Annotated in this window: 10 protein-coding genes and 1 pseudogene; 6 read left to right on the forward strand and 5 right to left on the reverse strand. The window is 71.9% G+C overall.

Annotated features, from left to right (window positions below):
• The first annotated feature begins 31 nt into the window (after positions 1-31).
• From ACYUED_RS35775 to ACYUED_RS35785, 3 genes are all read left to right on the forward strand, one after another.
• Entirely contained in the window at positions 32-2,869 is a 2,838-nt protein-coding gene (locus ACYUED_RS35775) for an SCO1167/SCO6262 family helicase (RefSeq protein ID WP_491288731.1), read from the forward strand.
• A 1,085-nt stretch (positions 2,870-3,954) separates the two neighbouring features.
• Positions 3,955-5,868 carry an SWIM zinc finger family protein gene (locus ACYUED_RS35780; RefSeq protein WP_491288732.1) on the forward strand — a complete coding sequence of 638 codons (1,914 nt, stop codon included), beginning with the start codon at positions 3,955-3,957 and terminating at the stop codon, positions 5,866-5,868.
• Between the two features lie 125 nt (positions 5,869-5,993).
• Entirely contained in the window at positions 5,994-7,004 is a 1,011-nt protein-coding gene (locus tag ACYUED_RS35785; RefSeq protein WP_491288733.1) for a hypothetical protein, read from the forward strand.
• Positions 7,005-7,017: 13 nt separating this feature from the next.
• Here ACYUED_RS35785 and ACYUED_RS35790 read toward each other — a convergent pair whose 3' ends face one another.
• Positions 7,018-7,428: a TetR/AcrR family transcriptional regulator gene (locus tag ACYUED_RS35790; RefSeq protein WP_491288734.1), complete on the reverse strand. Its 411-nt coding sequence runs from the start codon at positions 7,426-7,428 to the stop codon at positions 7,018-7,020.
• A gap of 395 nt (positions 7,429-7,823) precedes the next feature.
• The gene (locus tag ACYUED_RS35795; RefSeq protein WP_491288735.1) at positions 7,824-8,846 is read right to left on the reverse strand and encodes a DNA-directed RNA polymerase subunit alpha; all 1,023 of its coding nucleotides are present in this window, start codon (positions 8,844-8,846) and stop codon (positions 7,824-7,826) included.
• A 256-nt stretch (positions 8,847-9,102) separates the two neighbouring features.
• On the opposite strand from ACYUED_RS35795, the gene ACYUED_RS35800 reads away from it, so the two are divergent.
• Positions 9,103-9,591: a GNAT family N-acetyltransferase gene (locus ACYUED_RS35800; RefSeq protein WP_491288736.1), complete on the forward strand. Its 489-nt coding sequence runs from the start codon at positions 9,103-9,105 to the stop codon at positions 9,589-9,591.
• A 543-nt stretch (positions 9,592-10,134) separates the two neighbouring features.
• Here ACYUED_RS35800 and ACYUED_RS35805 read toward each other — a convergent pair.
• Positions 10,135-11,343, reverse strand: a pseudogene (locus ACYUED_RS35805) (metallophosphoesterase); the annotation flags it as partial.
• Positions 11,344-11,684: 341 nt separating this feature from the next.
• Between ACYUED_RS35805 and ACYUED_RS35810 the strand changes: the two are divergent.
• Positions 11,685-14,516, forward strand: coding sequence for a SpoIIE family protein phosphatase (locus ACYUED_RS35810; protein WP_491288737.1), 2,832 nt, complete (start codon positions 11,685-11,687; stop codon positions 14,514-14,516).
• Between the two features lie 344 nt (positions 14,517-14,860).
• Here the strand turns inward: ACYUED_RS35810 and ACYUED_RS35815 are convergent, their stop codons facing one another.
• Together ACYUED_RS35815 and ACYUED_RS35820 are read right to left on the reverse strand one after the other, a co-directional pair.
• A complete protein-coding gene (locus ACYUED_RS35815; protein ID WP_491288738.1) occupies positions 14,861-15,061 on the reverse strand; it encodes an acyl-CoA carboxylase subunit epsilon in 201 nt (66 codons plus the stop codon).
• Between the two features lie 121 nt (positions 15,062-15,182).
• Positions 15,183-16,535, reverse strand: a complete 1,353-nt coding sequence (locus tag ACYUED_RS35820; protein ID WP_491288739.1) for an acyl-CoA carboxylase subunit beta — start codon at positions 16,533-16,535, stop codon at positions 15,183-15,185.
• Positions 16,536-16,902: 367 nt separating this feature from the next.
• Between ACYUED_RS35820 and ACYUED_RS35825 the strand changes: the two genes are divergently transcribed.
• Positions 16,903-17,427 (forward strand): ATP-binding protein, encoded by a 525-nt coding sequence (locus ACYUED_RS35825; RefSeq protein WP_491288740.1) that lies wholly within the window; start codon positions 16,903-16,905, stop codon positions 17,425-17,427.
• Positions 17,428-17,486 lie beyond the last annotated feature (59 nt).

Below are 17,486 nucleotides of genomic sequence, written 5' to 3' on the forward strand. Positions count from 1 at the left end.
CCGACACACGGGGCGGGAGGTGACAGGTCGTATGAGTGACACGGCTGCGGTGGCCGGGCGAGCGGGGGAGCGGGAGCCGGTCGCGGGGGAGTCCGTGCCCGTCCGGCTCGCGGCTGTCTTCCTGCCCGCCCCGCTGCCGCGGGAGGGGCGGATCGCCTTCTGGGACCCGGAGGGCGGCCCACTGACCGCCGGGGACACCGAGCTCACGGTCGTACGACCGCATGGCGCGGGAGTACGGCGCAGGACCGCCCCCGCGCTCTCCGTCCCCGTCGGCGCGGCACTGCCCCACCTCGTCCGCGCCCGGCGCGACCCGGCGGCCCACCCCGCCACCGCCTGCTGGGGCGCTGCCGCCCTGCACGCGTTGCGCCTCACCGCGAGGGGGCGCCTGCTGCCCGGTCTGACGGCCACCGGCCACGACGCCTGGCGGGCCGGCCCCCTGGACCCGGACGACATCGCGCACATCCGGGCCGTCGCCGCGGCCCTGCCGTACGAGGGCCATGCGGTCCCGCTGCCCGGACCGGGCCCGCTGCGGCTGCCCGAGCCGGAAGCGCTGATGCGCTCCTTCCTCGACGCGGTCGCGGACACCCTCCCCCGCACCCCTGCCGCACCGCACGCCTCCGGCAGGCCCTTCGCCGACCGCCGCCCGCAGCTCCTGCCCGACGCGCACGACTGGGCCGCCGAGGTCGCCGCCGGCATGGACGCGGGCGTGCGCATCTCGCTCCGCCTCGACCTGTCGGCCCACGAGCTGTTCGACCGGGACGAGGGCGTGCGCACCGCGGGCGCCGCGATCGTCCAGGTGCACAGCCTCGCCGACCCCACCCTCATCGCCGACGCGGCGGCCCTGTGGGCGGGCGAGGCCGACGCCGCGTTCGGCCCACGCGCGCGCGTGGACGCGGCCCTCGCGGTGCGGCGCGCCGCACGCATCTGGCCGCCCCTGGACCGGCTCTCCGAGCAGGACGTACCAGACGTCCTGGCGTTGTACGACGAGGAGTTGGGCGACCTGCTCGGCGTCGCGGCGACACGGCTCGCGGCGGCCGGGGTCGCCGTGCACTGGCCCCGTGACCTGGCCCAGGACCTGAGCGCGGCCGCGGTGGTACGCCCCGCGCCGGGCTCCGCGACCGACGGCACCGGCTTCTTCGAGGGCGAGGAACTCCTCCAGTTCCGCTGGCAGTTGGCGCTCGGCGGCGACCCGCTCAGTGAAGCCGAGATGGACGCGCTGGCCGAGGCCCATCGTCCGGTGGTGCGCCTGAGGGACCGTTGGATCCTGGTCGACCCGGCCCTGGTCCGCAAGGCACGCAAGCGCGAACTGGGCCTTCTCGACCCGGTCGACGCACTCTCGGTGGCTCTCAGCGGCAGCGCGGAGGTCGACGGCGAAACGGTCGAGGCGGTACCGGTCGGCGCGCTGGCCGCCCTGCGCGACCGCCTCACGACCGGGGTCCGCCCAGCCGAGCCCCCGGCCGGCCTTCGCGCCACCCTCCGCGACTACCAACTCCGGGGCCTCGCCTGGCTGGACCTCATGACCTCCCTCGGCCTGGGCGGTTGCCTCGCGGACGACATGGGTCTCGGCAAGACGATCACGGTCATCGCGCTGCACCTGAAAAGGGCCCGCAGCGAGCCCACCCTGGTCGTCTGCCCGGCCTCCCTGCTCGGCAACTGGCAGCGGGAGATCACCCGGTTCGCACCCGGCGTCCCCGTCCGTCGCTTCCACGGCCCGGACCGCACCCTGGAGGAGGTGACCGACGGCTTCGTCCTCACCACCTACGGCACGATGCGGACCACTGCACCGCGACTGGCCGAGCAGCCGTGGGGCATGGTCGTCGCGGACGAGGCACAGCACGTGAAGAACCCGTACTCGGCAACGGCGAAGGCCCTGCGCACGATCCCGTCCCCGGCACGCGTGGCCCTCACCGGCACTCCGGTGGAGAACAACCTCTCCGAACTCTGGGCCCTGCTCGACTGGACGACACCGGGACTCCTCGGCCCACTGAAGTCCTTCCGCGCCCGCCACGCGCGTGCCGTGGAGAACGGTGAGGACGAGGAGGCGGTCACCCGCCTGGCCCGCCTGGTCCGTCCCTTCCTCCTGCGCCGCAAGAAGTCCGACCCCGGTATCGTCCCCGAGCTGCCGCCCAAGACGGAGACGGACCACCCGGTACCGCTCACCCGTGAACAGGCCGCGCTGTACGAGGCGGTGGTACGGGAGTCCCTGCTGGCCATCGAGACCTCGGAGGGCATCGCGCGCCGGGGCCTGGTGCTCAAGCTCCTGGGCGCGCTGAAGCAGATCTGCGACCACCCCGCGCTGTACCTCAAGGAAGAGGCGCCCCAGGGTGAGAGGCTCCTCACCCGCTCCGGCAAACTCGCCCTTCTCGACGAGCTGCTGGACACGCTGCTGGCGGAGGACGGCTCGGCACTCGTGTTCACTCAGTACGTCGGGATGGCCCGCCTGATCACCGCGCACCTGGCCTCCCGCGCCGTCCCGGTGGAGCTGCTGCACGGCGGCACGCCGGTCCTGGAGCGCGAACGCATGGTGGACCGCTTCCAGAGCGGCTCGACCCCGGTCCTGGTGCTGTCCCTGAAGGCCGCCGGCACCGGTCTGAACCTCACCCGCGCAGGCCACGTCATCCACTTCGACCGCTGGTGGAACCCGGCCGTCGAGGAACAGGCCACCGACCGTGCCTACCGCATCGGCCAGACCCAGCCCGTCCAGGTCCACCGCCTGATCACCGAGGGGACGGTCGAGGACCGCATCGCCGAAATGCTGGAGGCCAAGCGCGCCCTGGCCGACGCCATCCTCGGCTCCGGCGAGTCGGCCCTCACGGAACTGACCGACCGCGAGCTCTCCGACCTCGTATCCCTCCGGAGGCCGACATGACGCCGGGCCCCGCCGACGAAGCCCGCCGAGCCCTGAGGGAGGCACGGGAGCGGGAGGCGAGGGAGCGGGGGGAAGGGGGCGGGGTCGAGAGGCGCGGAGGTCGCGGGGCGGGGCGGGATCCGGGGCGGGGTCCCACGCTGGAGTCCGGGCGGGAGTCGGACGCCGGTCGAGGGTTGGTGGCGGGGAGTGGTGCACGGGGGGAGCCGACGGTCGGGAGCGGTGCGGAGGGGGAGCCGACGGTCGGGAGTGGTGCAGGGGAGGTGTCGACGGTCGGGAGTGGTGCAGGGGAGGTGTCGACGGTCGGGAGTGGTGCGGAGGGGGAGCCGACGAGGAGTGCACGGCAGGAATCGGTGACGGGCAGGAGTCAAGGGCAGGGGTCTGCGGAGGAGCGGAGCGCGCGACGTGGGGCGGTGCCGATGCGAGATCCGGAGCGGTGGCCGCAGACGCCGGAGCGGTGGCCGCAGGCGGAGAGGACTCCCGCGTTGGAGCACGCCCCCGAAGCGCCCGAGACGCGCGAGGGTGGTGGGGCGCGCCCCGCTGATGCCGCACGGGCGGCGCTGCGCCGGGCGATCGCCGAAAGGCGGGGCGTGGGTGCCGCGGACTCTGATGACACAGTGCCGAGGGACGCGTCGGGCGGCGTCGCCGACGTGGCAGCGGACATGGACCGCCCGGGCGCTCGGCCGGGGTCTTCCCTGATCGACACGACCGGTGATGCAGCGCGTTCCGCCTCGCCGGAGTCGCCTGATGAGGCATCGACACCTACTCGGCCGAACTTGCCTCGCACCGCGCCGAGTTCTGCCGTGCAGCACCGCTCCGGTCAGCCGTCGAGGCCTGACCTGCTCGCCGCGTCGGGTGAGGCGTCGCGTTCTGTTCCGCCGAACCGTCCTGGTCTTGCGGAGACGCCTGCTCCGTCGGGCTTGCGGAATGAGGCGCAGACGTCTGCTCCGTCGAACCGGCCGGCTGGTGCTTCTACGCCCGCTCCGCCGGCCTTGCCGCATGAGGCGCCGACGTCCGCTTTGCCGGACCGGCCCGCTGAGGCTTCGTCGCCCGCGCCGCAGGCCCGGCCCGGCGAGGAGCCTGCGGCCATGCTGCCGCCGAACTCGCTCGCTGATGCGTCTGGTTCTGACCCGTCGAATTCGCCTGCCGATGCGCAAAGCTCTACCCCGCCGAACGCGCCCACCGAAGCGCCGAGTTCCGCCCTGCCCGTCGCGGGGCCGGAGGTGACGGACACGGGGTCGGGGGCCGGGGTGGGGACTCGGGGTGGGGAAGTCGACGCTCAGGGTGGGCGGCCCGGTGATGTCGCGCGTGAGGCGTTGCGCGCCGCGCGGGCGCGGTCGCGTCAGGCTCGGGACGCCGAACGTGCCGCGGCCGAGGCGGGGCGGCGGCAGCGGCGTCCGGCGGGAGACAGGGCTCACGGCGATGAGTCCCGCCGCGCTGCCGGCGTACAGGCGCGTGAGCTGCGGGAGTTGCTCGCCGACGCCTTCCGTATGCCTGCGTCGGCGACCGGGCCGGGAGCTGCGTACGACGACAACGAGGGTGCGGGGAGGGCGAGTTCGGACTCCGAGGTGTCATCCGCGCCCGGTGACCGTCCAGGGTCGGCAGGGCCCACCGAACCCCCTGCCGAAGCCCATCGGCCCGGCGCAGCACGCACAGCACAAGCAATGGCACAGGCAGTGGCACAGACACCCGCAGAGTCCGACCCTGCCGCCCGCCGCGCCCTCTCCATGGCCGCCCCTTCCCGTGATGGCGAGTTGCGTCGTACGTTCCCCGCGTTCCCGTCCCGCGCCTCGCTCTCCCCGGCCGACGCCCGCTTCGCGGAGACGTGGTGGGGCAATGCGTGGGTCACGGCGTTGGAGGAAGGCGCGCTGGACGCCAAGAGGCTTGCGCGTGGGCGGAGTTACGCCGAGCAGGGCAATGTGGACGCCATCACGGTGACACCCGGACTCGTGCTCGCGTATGTGCAGGGCAGTCGCCCGCGTCCGTACCGCGTACAGGTGCGGCTGCCCACCCTGGACGACGCGGACTGGGCACTGTTCCTGGACGCCGCCGTTGAGCGCCCGGGGCACATCGCCGCGTTGCTCGACAAGGAGCTGCCGCAGTCCCTGGCCGACTGCGGAGTGCCGTTGCTGCCGGGCCCGCGCGACCTCGACCCCCACTGCAGCTGCCCCGACCGCGGCCACCCCTGCAAACACGCCGCCGCCCTCTGCTACCAGACGGCACGCCTGCTCGACGCCGACCCCTTCGTACTCCTTCTGTTGCGCGGCCGCGGTGAGCGCGACCTGCTCGACGCCCTCTCCCGGCTGAGCGCCGCCCGCGCGGCCCGTGCCGCACAGGAGCAGGAACCCGCCCCGCTCCCCGGAGTGCGCGCCACCGAAGCTCTCGCGCCCCGCCAACTCCCGCCGCTCCCACTGCCGTTGCCCGCCCCGGCGCACCCCGAGCAGCCCCCGGTCTACCCGGCGGCCCCGGGCGGGCCCGACCCGTTCGCGTTGGACCAGCTGGCGACCGACGCCGCAGCCCGCGCCCATGCCCTGCTCAGCACGGGCCACGACCCGGTGGCGGAACTGACGCTGTGGCAGGACGCGGTCCGACTGGCCGCCGCCCGCCCCGGCTCCGGACTCACCGCCGGTACCCGCGCCCTCTACGCCTCGCTCGCGTCCGCCGCCGACCGCACTCCCGCCGAGCTGGCCCGCGCGGTCGCCGCCTGGCGGCAGGGCGGTCCGGAAGGTCTCGCCGTCCTGGAGGACGCCTGGGACCCGCCGGCCGGACGTTTCGACCGCGCCCGCCCCCTCCTCCTCGCCGCCGACCTCCCCGCCTTCCGCCCCTGGCGCAACCACCTCACCCACCCCCGCGGCCACGTCCAACTCCGTCTGGGCCGCGACGGCCTGTGGTACGCCTACGAGTCGGAACCGGGCCACGACGACTGGTGGCCCCGCGGCACCCCCGACCTCGACCCGGTCGGCGCGCTCACCGGCCTCGGCGCCTCGCCGGACGGCGGCTGACGGGGGCTCACGTTCCGCGGCACGGCTGATATTCACTGTGGCGTAGGCCGCCCGATGAGCCACTACAATGCCGCGAGGTCACCGCACGACACAGCAACCGGCCGAAAATGAACGGTGGGAGAGGCATGGCTACGGGGGGATGGGGTCCGGGTTCCGGCCCCGGGCAGCCTGGCGGCAACGGACCGGGAGGTCAGGGCTGGGGCGGCGGACCGTACGGACCACCGCAGGGCGGCCCCTACGGCCCTCCGCCACCGCAGCCGGGACCGTACCCGAACCAGCCGCCGTACCCGAACCCCAACCAGCCGCCCTACCCGAACCCGCATCCGTACCCCTACGGCCCGCAGCCCACGCCCCGCGTTCCCGCCCGGCGCAGCGGCGGCTGCCTGCGCTACGTCTCGCCGTTCTGGCTCGTCGCCGCCATCCTGCGCTCGGCGCACCGCGTCGCCACCAAGCTGTTCGTGCAGGAGGGCGACGGCCGGATCGAGGACCGTACCGTGGACCGCGTCCAGCTGGCTCGCACGGTCCTCGGCGCCGCCGCCACGGTGGCCCTGGTCTTCGTCTACAACGTGAAGCCGGACCGCTGGTCGGACGCGGCGTACGGCAGCGCCGCCCAGATGATCGTCGCCCCGGTCCTGCTGCTGGTCGCCGGGCCTCTGGTCATCCTCGGATTCATCTACTACGCGCCCTCGCACCTGCGGCCGTACATGCGCTCCCGACTGCGCGCTCCGCTCAAGGCGGTCGGATGGTACGTGCTTTCGATCGTCGCCATGGGCGTGATCCTGTTCCCGGCGTCTCGGATCGGGACCGACGAGCGACCGACCGTGATCGAGTATGTGCTCCTCATCGCGGCGGCGGCTGTGATCGTGTGGGGCATCCCCTTCTTCATCCTGGCGTCGCTGTACTCGGCCCGCAGCGCCTTCAACACCGCCCAGGTCCATCCGATGCTGCCGCCCGTGATCACCATGGCGCTGGTGTGGGTGTTCGCGATCTTCAACGTGATCGGCGACGGTCTGCCGGAGGGCCCGCCGGTCGTCCAGTACTGCTCCATGCTCGGCGGACCGCTGTCGGTGACCGCCGTGTCGCTGTGGGAGATGCGGCGGATGCGAACCCGGTTCGGGGTCACCCTCCGCGCCTGACCCGGACCGGACGTCACCAGACCCCGGCAAAGCCCGACGCCTCGGCGAGCGTGGCGAGCAGCCGATCCATCAGCGAGAGCGCGCCGGGGCTGAGGGGCTTCGGGCTGCGGGGCGAGCATGATCGCCCGCCGGGGTCCTGCCGGATGCTCTGCCGCAGGGCGACCGCCTGGGCTGTGACCCGCGGCGGCCGGCCTGCCCGCGCGGGCAGGCCGGCCAGGGCGGCGGTGCCGGCCTCGTACGCCTGCCGGACCACCCGGTCGGCCATCAGCTGGAGCAGCGCGGCCTTGCTGGGCACGTGGTAGTAGAGGCTGCCGGCGTGCACGTCGAGCCGGTCCGCGACCTGACGCACGGAGAACCCGTGGTAGCCGGTCTGCGCGAACACCGCCATCCCCGCGTCGATGATCCGGTCTGCGGTCAGCTTCACGGCCGCAGTCGAGGGCGCGGACGGCCCGGCGGGCACCCTCGACCCGCTGGTCCGGCACCTGACCCCCGTCTCGCACACGCCGGCGAAGAGGTGTTCGCCGGCCGCCGCAACGAGCAGGACGCCTGGATGCCCGTCGTGTTCAACGCCCTCACCGACGGCAGCCGGTACGTCCACTTCGGCGTCCGGGCGACGGCCAAGTCCGCCCAGGCATCTCGGGGTGCGCCCCAACCCTCGGAATAACCACATCAGGGCCGGCGTCTCTGGGGGGAAGAGTGACGACCCACCTGGGTGTGCGTTGGCGCCGGCCCGGCCGAGGTCGCCCAGGGCAGGGAACCGCGTGGAGGTTCTCGTGTCCCCGCACGCGAAGCGGCTCTATGGCCGGCGCAGCGCAGCGATCAGTATTGCTCGGTCTCCACGAAACCCGAGTCCGCGTCGTTGTCCGCGCCGAAGGCGTCGGCGGCGGCGGTCGGGTCGAATCCGGGCGGACTGTCCTTGAGGCCCAGGCCCATGCCGGCCAGCTTCGCCTTGACCTCGTCGATGGACTTCGCACCGAAGTTGCGGATGTCCATGAGGTCGGCCTCGGAACGAGCCACGAGCTCACCCACCGAGTGGACGCCCTCACGCTTGAGGCAGTTGTACGACCGAACGGTGAGCTCCAGCTCCTCGATCGGCAGTACCAGGTCGGCGGCGAGGGCGGCGTCCGTGGGGGACGGGCCCATGTCGATGCCCTCGGCGTCGATGTTCAGCTCGCGGGCGAGACCGAACAGCTCGACCAGGGTCTTACCGGCCGACGCCATGGCGTCACGCGGACGCATCGCCTGCTTGGTCTCGACGTCGACGATCAGCTTGTCGAAGTCGGTGCGCTGCTCGACACGGGTCGCCTCGACCTTGTACGTGACCTTCAGCACGGGGCTGTAGATGGAGTCGACCGGGATACGGCCGATCTCCTGGCCCACCTGCTTGTTCTGCACGGCGGAGACATAACCGCGGCCACGCTCGACCGTCAGCTCCATCTCCAGCTTGCCCTTGCCGTTGAGCGTGGCGAGGACCAGATCGGGGTTGTGCACCTCGACACCGGCCGGGGGCGCGATGTCGGCGGCGGTGACCAGACCCGGGCCCTGCTTGCGCAGGTACATCACGACCGGCTCGTCCTGCTCACTGCTGACGACGAGCTGCTTGATGTTGAGGATCAGGTCGGTGACGTCCTCCTTGACGCCCGGCACGGTGGTGAACTCGTGCAGGACACCGTCGATACGGACGGACGTGACCGCCGCACCCGGGATCGAGGAGAGGAGCGTGCGACGCAGGGAGTTGCCGAGGGTGTAGCCGAAGCCCGGCTCCAGCGGCTCGATCACGAACCGGGAGCGGAACTCGTCGACGACCTCTTCGGTCAGGGACGGACGCTGAGCAATGAGCACGAGGTGTTGCCTCCAGAGATTCGGCGCCCGCTATGTGACGCCGTGGACACCATGAAGGGTACGGGTGATCCGGGCCAAAGGGTCTCCGTCGAGGCCGAACCGCCCGACTGCCCGACCCGGCGAGGCGGTGTCGGGCCTCTCTTCGGCCCGCCGTCCGCACGGCCGTTTCTGCTTTTCCCGGGAGCGGTGCGGGAACGCCTGCTCGAGCAGCCGACCCGCCGCAGGAAGGCACTTCCCCGTGCGAAATACTCTCCCGATGAGTTCACGCACTTCCACGATCAGCCAGCCGATCACGATACGGAGGGCAGCCGCGCGGGATGCCAAACGGCTCACGCGGCTCGTGCGTGGCTCAGGCGCCTACGAGGGTAAGTACGCATCCGCAGTGGCGGGCTACCGGGTCGGTCCTGATTACATCGAGGCCCACCGCGCCTTCGTAGCCGTCGGCGACTACGAGCATGGAGGCCGGGTCCTCGGGTTCTACTCGCTGGTCCTCGCTCCACCGGAACTCGACCTGCTGTTCGTCGCCGACGAAGCGCAAGGACGTGGTATCGGACGGCTGCTCGTCGCGCACATGCAGTCCGAGGCCCGTGCCGCCGGGCTCGACCGCGTCAAGGTCGTGTCGCATCTTCCCGCCGAGGACTTCTACCACCGCGTCGGTGCGGTGCGGACCGGGACCGCGCTCGCGAACCCGCCCGCCGTGCCGTGGGACCGTCCCGAATTCGAGTTTCGCATTCCTTCGGAATGACGCGGTGTGCCGGTTGGCGGGGCACCGGCTCGGCTGCGCCTGCATGGTGGCCGGCATGCAGGAGCCGCTGGACGCCGCGCGCTCCGTGTGTGCCGTCGTCTTTGCCCTGCGGGGGGAGTGAGATCGTCTGCGCCGGCGGGCCTCTCCTGGCGACTTCCTCGCCTCCGGCACTCCCAGGGCCATCGAAATCGCGTACGCCTCGCCTCGCGCCACACACGATGGAGGCATGGTCCGACTGGGCGTTCGGGGCGTCGTAGGCGTCGAAGACGGCGATGGTCCTGGCGGAGCCGCCGGTGGAGGCGGCGGAGGTCAGATCGTGGGCCGACTGCAGGTCGCTGGGGCGTAGCGGGTGGGGGAGTCCGCGGCGGCGTTGGGCCGGACGGTATGGGGCGATGTCCCTCTTCGGCGCCTGCTCTTCCTGGAGGGCGGTGGTGCCGCTGGTGACGCGCAGGGCGTTGCAGGATGCTCAGCCCTTCTTCGGGGTACCGGCGCACTGCGACATCGCCAGGCGGAACCTCCGGCCCGCCCGGCGCTACGGCGTGGGGGCCGATGTGGGGAGCGGAGTACGAGCAGGGTGATCTCGCTGGGGGCGAAGACGCGGAAGGGCGGACCCCAGAAGCCGGTGCCACGGCTGGTGTAGAGGAGGGTGCGGGTGCCGTGGTGGCTGAGGCCGGCGAGGGCGGGCTGGTCGATGCGGACCAGGTGGTGGAAGGGCCAGATCTGGCCGCCGTGGGTGTGGCCGGAGAGCTGGAGGTCGACGCCGCCGGCTGCCGCCCGGTCGACGAACTTGGGCTGGTGGGCCAGGAGCAGGACGGGGTGGTCGGGGTCGGCGCCGTGCAGGGCTCCGGCGAGGTGGGCGCCGTGGCCCGCGAGGCCGGAGGACTCGGCGGTGACGTCGTCCACGCCGGCGACCACGAGGGTGTCGCCACCGCGTTCGAGCAGCAGATGGCGGTTGCGCAGCGGCTCCCAGCCCAGTTCGTCCATCAGGTCGACCCAGCCCTGGGCCTCGCTGTAGTACTCGTGGTTGCCGGTGACGTAGACCCGGGCCCGGGTGGCCTGCACGGTAGCGAGTGGGGCGGCCTGGGCGCGGCGGCGTTCTGCCGTGCCGTCCGCGATGTCTCCGGTGTGGCAGACCAGGTCGGCCTTCAGTGTGTTGACCGTCTCGCAGACCCGTGCCGACCAGCGGGCGCGGTCGAGCGGGCCGTAGTGGGTGTCGGTGATGAGGACGACGCGCGTGCCGTCCAACCCGGCCCCCAGGCGCGGCAGTTGCACGTCCAGGCGGCGTACCCGTGGTACCCGGCGGGCCTCGGCGTACCCCCAGGCGAGCAGCACGGCGGCCGTGCCGAGGACCGCCCAGGTGACGATCCGGGCCCGGTCCTGGCCGTCGCCCACGCCGGTCACGGTCAGAGCCAGCCGCAGCAGGACGCCGAGCACGACGGACCAGGTGAACAGGACCCAGATGGTGCCCAGCAGGGTGTCCCCGATGATCGCCGCCCAGTCCTGCTGGCGTCGGCCGTGGCCTCGCACCATCGCGAGCGGCATGCCGATCAGGCCGAGGGCGAACAGGGCGGTGCCGGCAAGCGTGACGGGGAGCGGCCAGTGCTGGCCGGTGTGCAGCAGCAGCCAGCAGGGCACGGTCCACAGCAGGACGGGGGCGATCAAGGGGAGGTAGCGCATCAGGCGGTGCAGTCGGCTCTGCTGAGTCGCGTGCGCTGCGCTGTCGGCGGATCGGGTTTCGCTGGTGTCGGTCACGCTTCCCCTCCTTGAGCAACCAGGCTGCCGTCGCGCGCACTGTATCCGGCCGACCCGGGCCGGTCGGACGGATGGGGTGCTCAAGGTGGGCATCCCCAGGTGGCGAGGTGGCCTCCGAGATCGCCCCCGGCTCACGCGTTTGGCGACTCTGCTCCGGACCGGGGCCGCGGCGGTTTCGAACGGTGAGGCGTCGAAGCTCCGGAAACACTGCTGAGCCGGCGGTTCACCACGAACCGGGCGTCACGCGACTACGCCGAAGCCCTGCGCCTGGGGAAGGGCGTGGGGAGGGACCGCGCGTTCGGCGGATCGCTGATCGTGGCAACAGGAGTAGAAATTGTGGTATGGGTGTATTTTCCGGCAGGGCGCGTACCCCACGTGAAGGCCGCCATCGAACGACGGACGCCACGCCTTACGCCACGCCTTCGTCGAACGGCCGAAGGCACCGCTCTCTGCTGGGCATACGCAGCGTCGCGGGCCAGGTCTTCCTCCTGCAACTCGTGCTCGCGGTCCTTCTCGTCGCCGCCGCGGTGGCGGCTCTCGTCCTGCAGGCCCGGAGCGACAGCACGAGGGAGGCTCGCGCCCGAACCCTCGCCGTGGCCGAGTCTGTCGCACAGTCGCCGGACATCATCGAGGCCATGGACAGCCGGGATCCGACGGCGGCACTGCAGCCGCGCGCCGAGGCGGTCCGCAAGCGCACCGGCCTCGACTACGTCGTGCTGTGGAACACGGCCGGGATCCGGTACACCCATCCCGACCCCGACATGATCGGGAAACACATCGTCGGCCCCTACCAGGACACCATCGACCTGGCACGTGCAGGGCGGCCCCTCATCAGGACCATCGACACGGTCACCGGCCGCACGGTGAACGCCTCCGTCCCCATCACCAGGCCGGACGGTTCACTCGCCGGCATATCGTCGGCCGGCATCACGGTGCGCAGCGTGAACAACACCGCCGGAGCCCAGCTGCCGCTGCTGCTGGGCTCCGCGGCCGGTGCACTCGTCCTCGCGTCGGGAAGCGCCGTCCTGGTGAGCCGACGACTGCGACGGCAGACGCACGGCCTGGGCGCCGCCGAGATGACCCGCATGTACGAGCACCACGACGCGGTGCTGCACTCCGTGCGCGAGGGCGTGGTGATCGTCGGGGGTGACGGACGGCTGCTGCTCGCCAATGACGAGGCGCGGCGGCTCCTGGGGCTCCCCGACGACGCGGAGGGACGCCCCGTGGCCGACCTGGGCCTCGCACCGAGCACCGTGAAGCTGCTGGCCTCGGCCCGGGTGGCCACCGACGAGGTGCACCTGACCGGCGACCGGCTCCTGGCGGTCAACGTCCGGCCCACGGACCGTGACGGCGGCCCGGTGGGGAACGTGGCGACACTGCGGGACACCACCGAGCTGCACGCGCTGGCCGGCCGGGCCGAGAAAGCCCGGGCGCGGCTGGAGCTGCTGTACAGCGCCGGGGTGCGGATCGGCACCACATTGGACGTGGTGCGCACCGCCGAGGAACTGGCCGAGGTGGCGGTCCCTCGGTTCGCGGACTTCGTCACCGTCGAGCTGCTGGATCCCGTTCTGCACGGTGAGGAGCCGGCCGGGCCGAGCAGCGAGATGCGCCGCACGGCCATCCGCGGCATCCGGGAGGACCCGCCGCTCTACCCCGTGGGCAAGCTGGTCAGGTTCGCCCCCTCGACGCCGATGGCCGTGGGAATGCACAGCGGCCGGGCGGTCCTGGAAGCCGACCTGCGCACCGCGCCCGGATGGAGGGCCCAGGACCCGGAACACACCCGAAGGATCCTCGACTACGGCATCCGCTCCCTGATCGCGGTGCCGTTGCGGGCCCGCGGCGTGGTGCTGGGAGCGATCGACTTCTGGCGCATGGACCCGTCCGAGCTCTTCGGGGAGGAGGACCTGTCCTTCGCCGAGGAACTGGCCGTCCGTTCCGCGGTGTGCGTCGACAACGCCCGCCGCTACACAAGGGAACACGCCATGGCCGTCACCCTGCAGCGCAGCCTGCTGCCCGGCGACCTGCCCGAGCAGAGCGCCGTGGAGGTGGCCTACCGGTACCTGCCGGCCCAGGCCGGAGTGGGCGGCGACTGGTTCGACGTCATCCCGCTGCCCGGCACCCGGGTCGCCCTCGTGGTCGGCGACGTGGTCGGGCACGGGCTGCACGCCGCGGCCACCATGGGCCGACTGCGTACGGCGGTGCACAACTTCTCCGCCCTCGACCTGGCCCCCGACGAACTCCTGACGCGTCTGGACGAGCTGGTCGGCAGAATGGACCAGGACCAGGCGGCCCGGGACGGTGGCGAGGGAGCCACGGGTGCCACCTGCCTGTACGCCGTCTACGACCCGGTCTCCGGTCGTTGCACCATGGCCCGAGCCGGACATCCGGGGCCCGCCCTGGTCCGCCCCGGCAGCCCCGTGGAGTTCCCCGAAATGCCCGCGGGCCTGCCGCTGGGACTCGGGGGACTGCCCATCGAGACCGTCGAACTCGAACTCCCCGAGGGCAGCCGGCTCGCCCTCTACACCGACGGACTCGTCATAGACCGCCACCGCGACGTCGGTGAGGGCCTCGAACTGCTGGGCAGAGCCCTCACCAGCCCGTCCGACCGGACCATGGAGGACACCTGCCAGGCGGTACTGGACGCGCTGGTGCCCGCCGACCCGGGCGACGACATCGCCCTGCTGATGGCCCGTACCCGCGTCCTCGCCCCCGGGCAGGTCGCCACGTGGGACATTCCCGCCGACCCCGCCGCCGTGGCCCCCGTCCGCAGCGGGGCCTCCCGGCAGCTGGCCGACTGGGGGCTGGAGGAGATCTCCTTCACCACCGAGCTGATCCTCAGCGAACTCGTCACCAACGCCATCCGCTACGGAAAAGAGCCCATCACCGTACGTCTCCTCAAGGACCGCACCGTGGTCTGCGAGGTCGCCGACGGCTCCAGCACCTCCCCTCATCTGCGCCGGGCAAAGGCCACCGACGAGGGTGGACGCGGCCTGTTCCTCGTCACCCAGTTCGCACAGCGCTGGGGCACCCGCTACACCCAGAACGGCAAGGTGATCTGGACCGAGCAGGCCCTCGACGGCGGTGAGGCCGCCATGGCCGGTGACGCGTCGGGGTCCAGCCTCCTGGACGAGTGGGACGAGTGGGACGAGTGGGACGACGCATCGCCGCAGTAGCCGCAGGGCACGGTGTACCCGGGCTGGTGCGCCGTTCCGGATCCGTGCGGCCGCGGGGGCGGTCGGCGGCCCACCGTTCGGAGACCGCGGTCGGCAGGCCGGCCGCCGGTACGGACAGGCGGTGCGTCCTGCGATCCCAGTCGTGCCCCGCGTCGCGCTGCAGCACGGCCGCCCTTCCCAGGAAGGGCGGCTACGGCCCGCATCGGCCTCGGGTGATCACAAACCGGACGTAACGCGACTACGCCGAAGCCCTGTTCCCCACGCTCACCGGCTCACCGGCTCACCGGCCCACCACCTCAGCCGGCGCACGGTCGAGAGCCGTCTCACGGCCGGCATGCGCCGCGTCACGCGTACCGGAACATTCTGGGCAGGCGCTGCTTCTCGATGGCTGAGGCTCGGTCATTCCAGGCGGACGGCCTGGGCCTGGCGAGCGGTTCGACGGGGAGTGGTGCGGCTGCGGCCCGGGCCTGGAACACCGCGATGACGGCGGCCAGTTCTTCGACGGTGGGTCGTCCGCGCAGAACCGTGACGAGGGGCTGGGACATGGTGGGCTCCTTGCAGGGGATATGGGGGTGTATGAGCGGAGATGGAGGTCGCCTCGCGGTGGGCGGAGACAGAAGTGGCGCCGGGACCGGACGCACCGACCCGGGGACCTTCCAGAGGGCCCTAGAGGGGGACGTTGCCGTGCTTCCTGCCGGGCTGCGTCTCGCGCTTGGTACCCAGGGCGCGCAGACCTCGGATGATGTGCTGCCTGGTCTCGGACGGGATGATCAAGGCGTCCACGCAGCCCTGCTCGCACGCCGAGTCGGGGTCGAGGACGGTGTCTCCGGGCGCGAGCGGTGGTCCGGGCACCGCGATGCGGGCCGTGGGCCAGGCGAGGTTGAGGTCGGCACCGAGATGTCTGGAGCCCATGACGTCGTAGGCGCCGCCGTAGGCCTTGCGGGTGATGACGGTGATCAGCGGCACGGTGGCTTCGGCATAGGCGTAGGCCAGCTTGGCGCTGCGCCGAACGATTCCGTTCAACTCCTGGTCGGCGCCCGGCCGGAAGCCGGGGACATCGACGAAGGTCAGGACCGGCAGGTTGAAGGCGTCGCAGGTGCGGATGAAGCGGGCGGCCTTCTCGCAGGCGTCGATGTCGAGGCAACCGCCGTGACGCAGGGGCTGGTTGGCCACGATGCCGACGGGGTGCCCTTCGACGCGGCCGAAGCCGGTGACGATGTTGGGGGCGAAGAGGGGCTGCGTCTCCAGGAACTCGTCGTCGTCCAGGGCGCTTTCGACGACCTGGAGCATGTCGTACGGCTCGTTGACCGTGTCGGGAACGATCGAGTTCAGCTTCGGCCGTAGTTCCGCCTCGATGTCGTCCGTACGGCTCTCGAGATCGGCCGGTGGATCCTCCAGGTTGTTGGAGGGGAGGTAGGACAGCAGCGCCCTGACGTACCCGAAGGCGTCCGTCTGGTCGTGCGCCAGGTGGTGTGCGATGCCGGACACGGTGCTGAGGGTCCTGGCACCGCCGAGCTCTTCCGGGCCGACACGCTCGCCGGTGGCGGCCTCGACGGCGTCGGGCCCGGTCACGAACATGTACGACGCCTGGTCGTTCGTCACCATGAAGTCGCTGGCGGCCGCGGAGTGCACCGCGCCGCCCGCGCGCCCCACGACCAGGGCGATCTGGGGGACGACTCCGGAGGCGAGTACGGTGCGGCGGAAGATCTCTCCCCGGACGCCCACTGCGCCTGCGCCCGCTTCGGAGCCATGGATCGAGATGAGCGGGCATCCGGTCTTCAGGGCGAGGTCCATCACCTTGGTGATCTTCGCGCCGGAGAACTCGTCGAGGACGGCACCGAAAGCGGCGGCGTCCTGCGAGAAGACGGCGACCGGACGGCCGTCGACCGTGCCATAGCCGGTGACGACGCCGTCGGGGCGGCGGCGTGCCACGGCGTCCAACTCGGCGAAGGAGCCTTCGTCGAGCAGCAGCTCGACCCGCTCGCGGGCACTGCTGACTTCGGTGTCCTCAACGGTCATTCGGATGTTCCTCTCCTTGAGAGTGCCCTGAGAGCCTAGAGATTGTTGAACAATCCTTCAATAGCTGGGCATCGATCACGCGCCCGCTCCCCCACTGCCCCCGGCGGTGTCGCGGCCGACTTCTTTCGGCCAGGGGATTGACGGGATTCACAGGTGAGGGTATCAATTTATGAGGATTGTTGAACAATCCTCTTCGTGGAGCGGGTCGCCGGAGGCCACGACGCGGCTTGGGTTACCTCCCCGGCCCGGTCCGGCCGATTTCCTCCGGTTCCACTCCTCCGCTCCGGAGCTCCTCGCGGGCGGATCACCGCTCGGCCACCCACCGTTTCCGGGCGGCTGGGTCGCACCTACTCCTCGTGGGGTAAAGATGACTCCCTCCCCTGCATCCCGGACGACATTGGTCGCCACGGATCGTGCGAGATGGCTCCTTCCGGCGGTCGCCGAATCCACCCGATCGGCCCGTCGGCAGGTCGCGGCGCAGCTGACCACCTGGGGCTTGCCCCAGGTGGTCGATGACGCGACCCTGATCGTCTCCGAGCTCGTCACGAACGCGGTCTGCCATGGGGTGGGCCCCGTCTGGCACGCGCTGCGGTACGTAACGGGCGACGGCGCCACCGATGTGGTGCGCCTCGAGGTCGGCGACCACGGGCACGGCTGGGGTGGCACTCCCATCGCGCCCGCACACGAAGGCGACCTGAGCTGCGGGGGCCGCGGTCTGCCACTGGTCGAGGCGCTGGCCTCGCGGTGGGGCGCCTGGCGCCTGCCGCACGGCTTCGTGGTGTGGGTCGACATGTCCGGTCGCGCCCTGGTCGACTCGGTCGACACGCCCGAATTAAAACTGCACGCAGAAAACGACCACTTTCCCCTTGAGGGATCGTTGAACAATCTCTAGGTTGTTCCCCACGCCGACACCGGCCCGCTGCATGGCCCGGTTTCCCGTAGAGGCTGGAG

Source organism: Streptomyces sp. DF42 (genome assembly GCF_058267695.1).

What these genes read in the sequence shown, in the direction of transcription:
- ACYUED_RS35775 (WP_491288731.1), top strand. Translation starts at nt 32, where the DNA reads ATGAGTGACACGGCTGCGGTGGCCGGGCGAGCGGGGGAGCGGGAGCCG.
- ACYUED_RS35780 (WP_491288732.1), top strand. Translation starts at nt 3,955, where the DNA reads ATGCTGCCGCCGAACTCGCTCGCTGATGCGTCTGGTTCTGACCCGTCG.
- ACYUED_RS35785 (WP_491288733.1), top strand. Translation starts at nt 5,994, where the DNA reads ATGGCTACGGGGGGATGGGGTCCGGGTTCCGGCCCCGGGCAGCCTGGC.
- ACYUED_RS35800 (WP_491288736.1), top strand. Translation starts at nt 9,103, where the DNA reads ATGAGTTCACGCACTTCCACGATCAGCCAGCCGATCACGATACGGAGG.
- ACYUED_RS35810 (WP_491288737.1), top strand. Translation starts at nt 11,685, where the DNA reads ATGGGTGTATTTTCCGGCAGGGCGCGTACCCCACGTGAAGGCCGCCAT.
- ACYUED_RS35815 (WP_491288738.1), bottom strand. Translation starts at nt 15,061, where the DNA reads ATGTCCCAGCCCCTCGTCACGGTTCTGCGCGGACGACCCACCGTCGAA.
- ACYUED_RS35820 (WP_491288739.1), bottom strand. Translation starts at nt 16,535, where the DNA reads ATGACCGTTGAGGACACCGAAGTCAGCAGTGCCCGCGAGCGGGTCGAG.
- ACYUED_RS35825 (WP_491288740.1), top strand. Translation starts at nt 16,903, where the DNA reads ATGACTCCCTCCCCTGCATCCCGGACGACATTGGTCGCCACGGATCGT.